This window comes from Streptomyces sp. NPDC044002, assembly GCF_056434525.1.
Window position 1 is genome coordinate 68,540 of the sequence record NZ_JBWKEZ010000032.1, and the last position, 8,843, is coordinate 77,382.

At 74.5% G+C, this 8,843-nt stretch carries 8 protein-coding genes; 2 read left to right on the plus strand and 6 right to left on the minus strand.

The annotated features are described in order from the left end of the window. Window positions 1–30: 30 nt before the first annotated feature. On the minus strand, window positions 31–897 hold the full coding sequence (locus AC07A6_RS23465; RefSeq protein ID WP_478778390.1) for an alpha/beta fold hydrolase: 867 nt from the start codon (window positions 895–897) through the stop codon (window positions 31–33). Window positions 898–1,214: 317 nt separating this feature from the next. Beyond that, a complete protein-coding gene (locus AC07A6_RS23470; RefSeq protein ID WP_362474979.1) occupies window positions 1,215–1,907 on the minus strand; it encodes an iron-dependent transcriptional repressor DtxR in 693 nt (230 codons plus the stop codon). A gap of 258 nt (window positions 1,908–2,165) precedes the next feature. On the opposite strand from AC07A6_RS23470, the gene AC07A6_RS23475 reads away from it, so the two are divergent. Further along, window positions 2,166–2,921, plus strand: coding sequence for an SIS domain-containing protein (locus tag AC07A6_RS23475; RefSeq protein WP_362474981.1), 756 nt, complete (start codon window positions 2,166–2,168; stop codon window positions 2,919–2,921). Between the two features lie 472 nt (window positions 2,922–3,393). Here the strand turns inward: AC07A6_RS23475 and AC07A6_RS23480 are convergent, their stop codons facing one another. Both AC07A6_RS23480 and pdxH read right to left on the minus strand, forming a co-directional pair. Then, window positions 3,394–4,704, minus strand: a complete 1,311-nt coding sequence (locus tag AC07A6_RS23480; protein WP_478778391.1) for a PAS domain-containing protein — start codon at window positions 4,702–4,704, stop codon at window positions 3,394–3,396. A 476-nt stretch (window positions 4,705–5,180) separates the two neighbouring features. Continuing rightward, window positions 5,181–5,804, minus strand: a complete 624-nt coding sequence (gene pdxH / locus AC07A6_RS23485) for a pyridoxamine 5'-phosphate oxidase (protein ID WP_362473216.1) — start codon at window positions 5,802–5,804, stop codon at window positions 5,181–5,183. Between the two features lie 237 nt (window positions 5,805–6,041). On the opposite strand from pdxH, the gene AC07A6_RS23490 reads away from it, so the two are divergent. Continuing rightward, window positions 6,042–7,148, plus strand: coding sequence for a citrate synthase 2 (locus AC07A6_RS23490; RefSeq protein ID WP_362473191.1), 1,107 nt, complete (start codon window positions 6,042–6,044; stop codon window positions 7,146–7,148). Window positions 7,149–7,212: 64 nt separating this feature from the next. On the opposite strand, the gene AC07A6_RS23495 is transcribed toward AC07A6_RS23490, so the two are convergent. After that, on the minus strand, window positions 7,213–7,812 hold the full coding sequence (locus tag AC07A6_RS23495) for a TetR/AcrR family transcriptional regulator (RefSeq protein WP_362473194.1): 600 nt from the start codon (window positions 7,810–7,812) through the stop codon (window positions 7,213–7,215). After that, on the minus strand, window positions 7,800–8,543 hold the full coding sequence (locus tag AC07A6_RS23500) for an enoyl-CoA hydratase family protein (protein WP_478778392.1): 744 nt from the start codon (window positions 8,541–8,543) through the stop codon (window positions 7,800–7,802). The genes AC07A6_RS23495 and AC07A6_RS23500 overlap by 13 nt, the downstream gene beginning before the upstream one ends. Between the last annotated feature and the right edge of the window lie 300 nt (window positions 8,544–8,843).

Consider the following 8,843-nt stretch of genomic DNA (forward strand, 5'->3'; position numbering starts at 1 on the left):
GCGGGTGAGCACGCTGCTCACGGATGGTCGCTATGACACGGCGGCCCCTTCGAGGAAGGGCTCCAGGGCGGCGCGCAGGGCGGCCGGCTGGTCGTAGTGGACGTAGTGGCCGGCGTCCGGGATTTCGGCGTACTGGCCGGCCGGGAGGACGCGGACCATCTCCTGGGCCTCGGCGCGGCCCAGCTCGCCGTCCAGGCCGCGGACGACGAGGGTGGGGCAGCGGACCTGCGCCAGCTCTTCCCAGTGCGCGTCGTGCACCCAGGTCTCGCGGACGGTCAGCATCTGGGTGCGGGAGAAGAGCGGGCGCCAGCCGTCCGGCGCCTCGTGCATCACCTCGGCGAAGAAGGCGCCGCGGCCGGGGTCGGGGCGCTCGACCCGGGGGTCGTCCTCGCCGAACCAGCGGCGGGCGGCGTCCTGTGTGGGGAAGGGGACCGGCCAGCGGCGGAACCACTCCTGCCACTCCTGCTGCGAGGCCTCGCCGAGCGCGGAGGCCCGCATGTCGCAGATGACCAGGGCCTGGACCAGATCGGGGCGCCGGGCGGCGAGCTGCCAGCCGGTGAGGGCGCCCATGGAGTGGCCGATGAGGATGACGGGGCCGATCCCGAGCTGTTCGATGACGGTCTCGGCGTCGGCGACGAAGGCCTCGCGGCTCAGGCGCGCGGGCCGGTCGGGGCCGGGGGCGGGATGGCCGCTGTGGCCGTGGCCCCGCTGGTCGAGGGCGATGACGCGGCGGTGCTCGCCCAGCCAGCGCGCGGTGCCGGCCCAGTGGAGGGCGCGGCCCATCAGGCCGTGGAGTAACAGGACCGCCGGTTTCCGTGGCTCGGCGGGCGGGTCCCGGAACTCCCAGGCGGCCAGGCGTACGCCGTCGGCACCTGTCACATCGATGCGCTGTACCACCGGAGATGCACCCCCTTCGCTCCCGGCCAGACTATCGAACCCGCATTCGAAAACGGGCGTCTCGCCGACAACACCGCTCTTTCGAGTGACCTTGCTCAAGGATTGACCGCCGCTGCCGATGGAGATCCTTTCAGCAGGGAGGCGGGCCGCTCGGGGAAGACGGTCCGAAGGGGATGACCTTGAGAGCTCGGGGCTCCAGGTCAGCAAGGGGAGGATCGGTCCCGGCGCCGGAAGGCGCCGGGACCGCCTTGCGTCCGGCCGACCGGCGGCGCCTGGCCGCCGGCCGTCAACACCCTCGGGGCGCCGCCCCGACCGCTTCAGCGCTTGGCGACGAACACGTGCGAGGCGATGTCCGCGTCCAGCTCCGCGGCCTCGCCGCCGCTGCCGACCAGCACCCCGCCCGGGGACTCCGTCACGCTCACGACGGAGCCGGGCTGCACGCCCGCCCGGCGCAGCGTGTACATCAGCTGGGCGTCGGTCTGGATCGGCTCACCGATCCGGCGCACGACCACCGTCTTGCCCTCGGTGCCCGGATCCAGGTCGGACAGGCTCAGCATGCCGTCCTCCAGGAACGGGTCCGCCTCGGCCTTCTCCCCCAGCTCCTCCAGGCCCGGGATCGGGTTCCCGTACGGGGACTCCGTCGGGTGGCGCAGCAGCTCCAGCACCCGCCGCTCCACCGCCTCGCTCATCACGTGCTCCCAGCGGCAGGCCTCCGCGTGCACCTGCTCCCACTCCAGGCCGATCACGTCGACGAGGAGACACTCGGCGAGGCGGTGCTTGCGCATCACGCGCGTCGCGAGCTTGCGGCCCTCGTCCGTCAGCTCCAGGTGCCGGTCGCTGGCCACCGCGACCAGCCCGTCACGCTCCATGCGCGCCACGGTCTGGCTCACCGTCGGGCCGCTCTGGTCCAGCCGCTCGGCGATCCGGGCGCGCATGGGGACCACACCTTCCTCTTCCAGCTCCAGGATGGTGCGGAGATACATCTCCGTGGTGTCGATCAGTCCGGACATTCGTGCCCCTCGGATTGCGTGCGCTGGCCCTGTCCCCAATTCTGACGCATCGGGCCGACAACCGTCCCGCGTCGAGCGCCCCCGAACGTCAAGGCGCGTACGGGACATCCGGCCGCGGCCCGCCCGCGCCCGGATTGACGGCCGTATTGACACGCCCTTGGTCCAGACCGCACGGTGAGCGGCGGACCACGGCGGACCACGGCGGCGCAGCCGCCGCACACCCACCCGACACCCCACACCCTGGAAGGCCTACGGCGTATGAGCGAGAGCAAGCTGGCCGGGCAGTTCTTCGACGCCGCCATCGGCCTGCTGGAGCGGGTGCGCGACGAGGAGGGCTCACGGATCAACGAGGCCGGGACCGTGATCGCCGAGGCCGTCGCCTCCGGCAACCGGCTCTTCGCCTTCGGCGCCGGGCACTCCTCGCTCCCCGCGCAGGACGTGGTCTACCGGGCCGGCGGGCTCGCGCTGATGAACTTCCTCGCCGTCCCCGGCACGGCGGGCGTCGACGTCATGCCGGCGACGCTGGGCAGCGCGCTGGAACGCGTCGACGGGCTCGCCGGGGCGGTCCTGGACAGCAGCCCCGCCTCGGCGGGGGACGTCCTCGTCATCATCTCGCTGTCCGGGCGGAACGCCCTCCCGGTCGAGATGGCGATGAACGCGCGCGCGATCGGCCTGAAGGTCATCGGCGTGACGTCGGTGGCGTACGCGACGGGGACGAAGTCACGGCACGTCTCGGGCACCTTCCTGAAGGACCACTGCGACATCGTGCTCGACAGCAAGATCGCGGTCGGCGACGCGGAGCTGTCGCTGGACGGCATCGACGCGCCGTTCGCTCCCGCGTCGACGGTGGTGACGAGCGCGATCATGCAGGCGGTGATGGCGGCCGCCGCCGGGGAGCTGGTGGCGCGGGGGGTGGAGCCGCCGCTGCTGAGGTCCGGGAACGTGGACGGCGGGCACGAGTGGAACGGGCGGGTCATGCAGGAGTACGGGGACCGGATCTTCTTCCGGCACTAGGCCCGTGCCCTTGCCCTGGCCGGGCGGGGACCGGGCTGCGGCCAGGGGCCGGTGTGCGGCCAGGGGCCGGTGTGCGGCCAGGGGCCGGTGTGCCGCCGGGGGCCGGGGTTGCCGCCGGGGGCCGGGGTTGCCGCCGGGGCGCGGCTGCGGCCGGGGCCGGTGTGCCGCCCGGCGGCGGGCCCGGGCGTGGGGGTGCCGCTGCGCGGGCTGCTCCGCGCCCCGCCCTTCGCCCGTTCCCCGGGCTGCGCCCGGACCCCTCCTGGGGGCTCCGCCCCCAGACCCCCGCGCCTCAAACGCCGGCGGGGCTGGAAGTGCGCTGCGCACTCCAGCCCGCGCGGCATTTGAGCGCACCGGGCGCGCAGCGCCCGGCTCTTTCAGCCCGTCCGGCGTTTGAGGACCGGGGTCAGGGGCAGCGCCCCTGGGAACGGTGGAAGGGCGGGTAGGGGACCAGCCCCGCAGGGCCGAGTCCCGGTCAGGCAGGGGGGCGGGCCAGGTCGAGGTCGGCTGCGACCCGGGCCGCCACCTCCTCCGCGTAGGAGGCGTCCGCGCGGTCGAACGCCGGCCGGGACGGGCCGCGGAGGAAGGTCAGCACGCCCAGGGTGCGGCCGCGGCTGCGGAGGACCGCGCACAGCGCGTGCGCCGCGCCCGGGGGCCACCGGCGGGAGCCGGCCCACGCCTCGGCCGCCCCGCCGGCCGGGGCGCTGGCCCGGACCGGGCCGAGCCGGTCCAGGGCCTGGAGCGCCGGGTGCGCGGCCTCGTACCGGACCGGGATCGCCCCCGGCCCGGGCAGCAGCGGCGCCAGCCCCGACGGGGACACCGCCGAGCGGACCAGGCGCCCGCCCGCGCCCGGCTCCAGCACGTCGAGCAGCGCGTGCTCCGCGAAGCCGGCCAGCGCGAAGTCCAGCCGTACGGCGGCCGCCTCCGCCGGGTCCTCGCACTCGGCGGCGGCCCGCCCCGCCCGGTACAGCTGGTTGGCCCGGAACCGCAGCTGCCCGGTGTCCAGCTCGGCCTGCCGGGCCTCGGTGACGTCCTGGAACAGCCAGCCCACCCCCAGCGGCACCGGCTCCTCCGCGAGCGGCGACCCCAGCCGCAGGAACCCGCACCGCCAGCACCGCCGCCGCACCCCCTCCGGGGTCCGCACCGACACCCACAGCTCCAGCGGCGCCGGCGGCGCCCCCTCGGCCAGTACGTGCTGGAGCGCGCCCTCCAGCTCCTCGACGCCCTGCTCCAGCAGGTCCCCGAGCGGCCGCCCGAGCAGCGCGCTGCGCCCGGCTCCGAAGGCGCGGGCGGCGTGCGCGTTGACCACCGCCGGGCGCAGGTCCACGTCGACGAGGACGACCCCCCAGGAGGCGTCGTCCATCAGCGCCTCGCTGAGGGCGATGGAGCGTTCCAGGTCGATCTGGGCGTGGACCTCGCTGAAGGCGCAGTAGACCCCGGCCGGCTTCCCGTCGGCGCCGGGCACCCCGGCGGACTGGGTGCGTACGAGGATCCGCCCGCCGTCCTTGGTCAGCAGGGCGAACTCGTGCACCTGCCGGCCCGGCGCGTCCTGCGCGGACATCAGCCGGTCCTGCACGTCGTCCGCGTCGGCGGCCCGGACCGCCCAGCCGTCGAACCCGCGCCGTCCCACCGCCTCGGCGGCGCTCCAGCCGAGGATCCGCTCGGCCTCGCGGTTCCAGTGGGTGATCACGCCGTCGGAGTCGAACGCGCACAGGGCGGCGTCCATCCCGTCGAGCAGCGCTGCGAGCAGATCGTCGGCGGTGTCACCACGTCCGGAAGCACTCACCTGGCACCCCCTGCAGGTGTTCGCGTGTGCGGCACGTCAGATCATTGAACTGGAACGTGACCCAGGCCACACCCGCTTCCCGGAATCCTCCCGGATACCTCCCGGAATGTCCGCCCGGAAACCCGCGCGTTAAATCGCTTGAGGGCCCCGGGACGGCGATCTAGGCTCTGCCGTACACGAGAAGGGAGGTGGTTCCCGAAATGTACGGAAACCGGACGCGTGAGGTGGCTGCGGGCTAAGGGCCCGTCGTCAGCAACGCACCCAGTGCGGTGCCCGGCGGAAACCGCCCGGCGCCAATCCCAGCAGTCACCCGACCCGCGGTCTCGCCGGCACGTCCGGCCGGCTCCTCTCACTGCAGGAGAGGAACCCGAGACCGCGGGTCGCCTGCGTTCAGGCTCCGCCGGACCCGGGCAGCCGCAGGACGGAACCCCGGCGGCGGCCACCGGCACCACCCGGCCCCGCGACCGCCGACGCCGCTACGGGCAGAGCCGCTCCACGCGCCACTTGTCCCCGTCCAGCACGTACCGCAGCCGGTCGTGCAGCCGGTTCTCGTGCCCCTGCCAGAACTCCAGCGCGTCGGGCAGCACCCGCAGCCCGCCCCACTCCGGCGGCACCGGCACCTGCTCCCCCTCCGGATACCGCGCCGCCAGCTCCGCGTAACGGCGGTCCAGCTCCGCCCGCGAGCCGATCACCGTGGACTGCGCGCTCGCCCACGCCCCCAGCTGCGAGCCGTGCGGACGCGACCGGAAGTAGGCGGCCGTCTCGTCCCGGCCGATCCGCTCGGCCCGGCCCGTGACGATGACCTGCCGGGCGATGGGGTGCCAGGGGAAGAGCAGCGAGACGTACGGGTTCTCGTCGATCTCCCGCACCTTGCGGGAGCCGTAGTTGGTGAAGAAGACGAAGCCCCGCGAGTCGAACTGCTTCAGCAGCACCGTCCGTGAGCTGGGCCGGCCCCCGGCGGTGGCGGTCGAGACGACCATCGCGTTGGGTTCGAAGAGGTGCGAGTCGGCCGCCTGCGCGAACCACAGGGCGAACTGCGCCATCGGGTCGTCGGCGAGGCCCGCCTCCTCGACGATCTCGGAGCGGTACTGCTTGCGCATGACGGCGGGGTCAATGTCCTGATCGGTCACACGGTCATCCTGCCGCAGTACGCCGGGTGCCGGTGTGCCGTATGTCACGCTTCCGCACGCCCACCGGAACGGACAAAATCTTGGGGCCGGTCCGAGGGTTCCGCACGGATGACCTTCGGCCGCGCCGGGCATCAACGGGGATGACCGCGTCGGACCGCGAATCACGCCGGGAACCGCGCGTGTTCGCACTACCTGAGGAGCCGCCTGATGTCCGATTTCGTACCCGGACTCGAAGGGGTCGTCGCGTTCGAGACGGAGATCGCCGAGCCGGACAAGGAAGGCGGATCGCTCCGCTACCGGGGGGTGGACATCGAAGACCTGGTCGGCCACGTCTCCTTCGGGAACGTCTGGGGCCTCCTCGTCGACGGTGCCTTCAACCCCGGCCTGCCCGCCGCGGAGCCCTTCCCCATCCCGGTGCACTCCGGTGACATCCGCGTCGACGTGCAGTCCGCGCTCGCCATGCTCGCCCCCGTGTGGGGTCTGAAACCGCTCCTCGACATCGACGAGCAGACCGCCCGCGACGACCTCGCCCGGGCCGCCGTCATGGCCCTGTCGTACGTCGCCCAGTCCGCCCGCGGCCAGGGCCTGCCCATGGTGCCGCAGCGCGAGATCGACAAGGCCGAGTCCGTCGTCGAACGGTTCATGATCCGCTGGCGGGGCGAGCCCGACCCCCGGCACGTCAAGGCCGTCGACGCCTACTGGACCTCCGCCGCCGAGCACGGCATGAACGCCTCCACCTTCACCGCGCGCGTCATCGCCTCGACGGGTGCCGACGTCGCCGCCGCCCTGTCGGGTGCCGTGGGCGCCATGTCCGGGCCGCTCCACGGCGGCGCCCCGTCCCGCGTCCTCGGCATGATCGAGGAGATCGAGCGCACCGGCGACGCCGTGGCGTACGTGAAGAAGGCCCTCGACAAGGGCGAGCGGCTGATGGGCTTCGGCCACCGCGTCTACCGCGCCGAGGACCCCCGCGCCCGCGTGCTGCGCCGCACCGCCAAGGAGCTGGACGCCCCGCGCTACGAGGTCGCCGCCGCCCTGGAGAAGGCCGCCCTGGAGGAGCTGCACGCCCGCCGCCCCGACCGGGTGCTCGCCACCAACGTGGAGTTCTGGGCCGCGATCATGCTGGACTTCGCGGAGGTCCCGGCGCACATGTTCACCTCCATGTTCAGCTGCGCCCGCACCGCCGGCTGGTCGGCGCACATCCTGGAGCAGAAGCGCACGGGCCGCCTGGTGCGGCCGTCGGCGCGGTACGTGGGACCGGGCCGCCGGGACCCCCGTGACATCGAGGGCTACGCGGACATCGCCGCCACCGCCTGAGGCACCCCCGTCCAGGGCGCCGCATCCCCGACGGGGTGCGGCGCCCTCGCGCGTTCCCGGCGGTTCACCCGAGGGCGGCGTCGATCAGCCTCGACCACTGGGCGACCACACGGGCCCGGCGGGCCGTGTCGTCGGTCAGGACGTTGGCCAGGCCCAGACCGCGCGCCATGTCCAGCAGGCCCTGCACGGTCTCCCGTACGCCCGGCAGCGATTCGTCCGCGCCCAGCAGCTCGACGGCGATCCGGTGGGTCTCCCGGCCGACGCGGGCCTCCAGTTCGACGACCTGGGGGCGCAGCTGCTCCTCGTTGGACGCGGCCACCCACAGCTGGAGCGCGGCGCGGAACAGGGCGCCGGTGTACAGGTCGACCAGGGCCTCGACGACCGCGGCGCGGGGGCGCGGGGCCGGGGTGGTCTGGAAGAGCTCCCGCAGGGCGGTGGAGCGTTCCTCGGAGACGTACTCGACCGCGGCGGTGAAGAGGGACTCGCGGGTGGGGAAGTGGTGCTGGGCCGCCCCGCGCGAGACGCCGGCGCGTTCGGCGACGACGGCGACGGTGGAGCCGGCCCAGCCGTGTTCGGCGAGGCAGGACACGGCCGCCTCCAGCAGGTGGCGCCGGGTGACGCGGCTGCGCGCCTGCTTGGGGACGGCGCCGGTCACCGTACCCATGACGGGTCCCGGCGCTCGAAGCGGGCGGTGATGCCCTCGCGGGCCTCGGCGGAGGCGAACAGCCGCGCGGAGAGCTCCGTCAGGCGGGCCCCGTCGCGCTCCAGGGCCTCGCGCACCCCGGCGGCGACCATGGCCTTCGTCTCGGCGAGGGCCTGCGGGGAGGCCTTGCGGAGGCCGTCGAGGACGGGGGCGAGGGCGGTGTCGACGTCGTCGGCGGCATGGACGGTGAGCAGCCCTATGCGGGCGGCCTCGGCGGCGTCGAAGGCCTCGGCGGTCAGGAGGTAGCGGGAGGCGGCGCGGGGGTCGAGGCGCGGCAGCACGGTCATGGAGATGACGGCGGGTGCGAGGCCGAGGTGGGTCTCGGTGAAGGCGTACGAGGACTGCGGCCCGGCGGCGGCGATGTCACAGGCGCCGAGCAGGCCGAGGCCGCCGGCCCGGACGTGCCCGGTGACGCGGGCGACGACCGGCTTGGGCAGTGCGGTGATCTCGCGGAGCAGGGCGAGGAAGTCGCCGGGGTCGCAGGGGGACTTCAGGTCGGCGCCCGCGCAGAAGGTGTTGCCGGTGTGGGTGAGGAGCACCGCCCGGGTGCCGGGGTCGGCGGCCGCACCGGCCAGGGCCTCGCGGAGCTCGGCGACGAGCCGGGCGGAGAGCGCGTTGCGGTTGGCCGGGGAGTCGAGGGTGAGGGTGGTGATGCCGGTCGCCGCCCGGGCGGCGTGCACGAATGGGGCCATGTCTCCTCCGGAGGGGTCATCGGGCGGACCCGGCCGGCCCCCCTCGGGGGCAGGGTAGCCCTTGCCCTGGCCGGGCGGTTGCGAGCGTTGCCGTGCGGGGCCCTGCGGGGCCCTGCGGGGCCGGTGGGCCGTACCGGGGCACCGGGTCGGGTGGGCCGCTGCGCGGGGCTGTCCCCTACCCGCCCTTCCACCGTTCCGGGGGGGGGGGGGGGGGGGGGGGGCGGGGGGAGAGGGGGGGGGGGGGAGGGGAGGGCGAGAGGGGATAGGACGCCGAAAGCAGAAGCAAAACGGAGACACGAA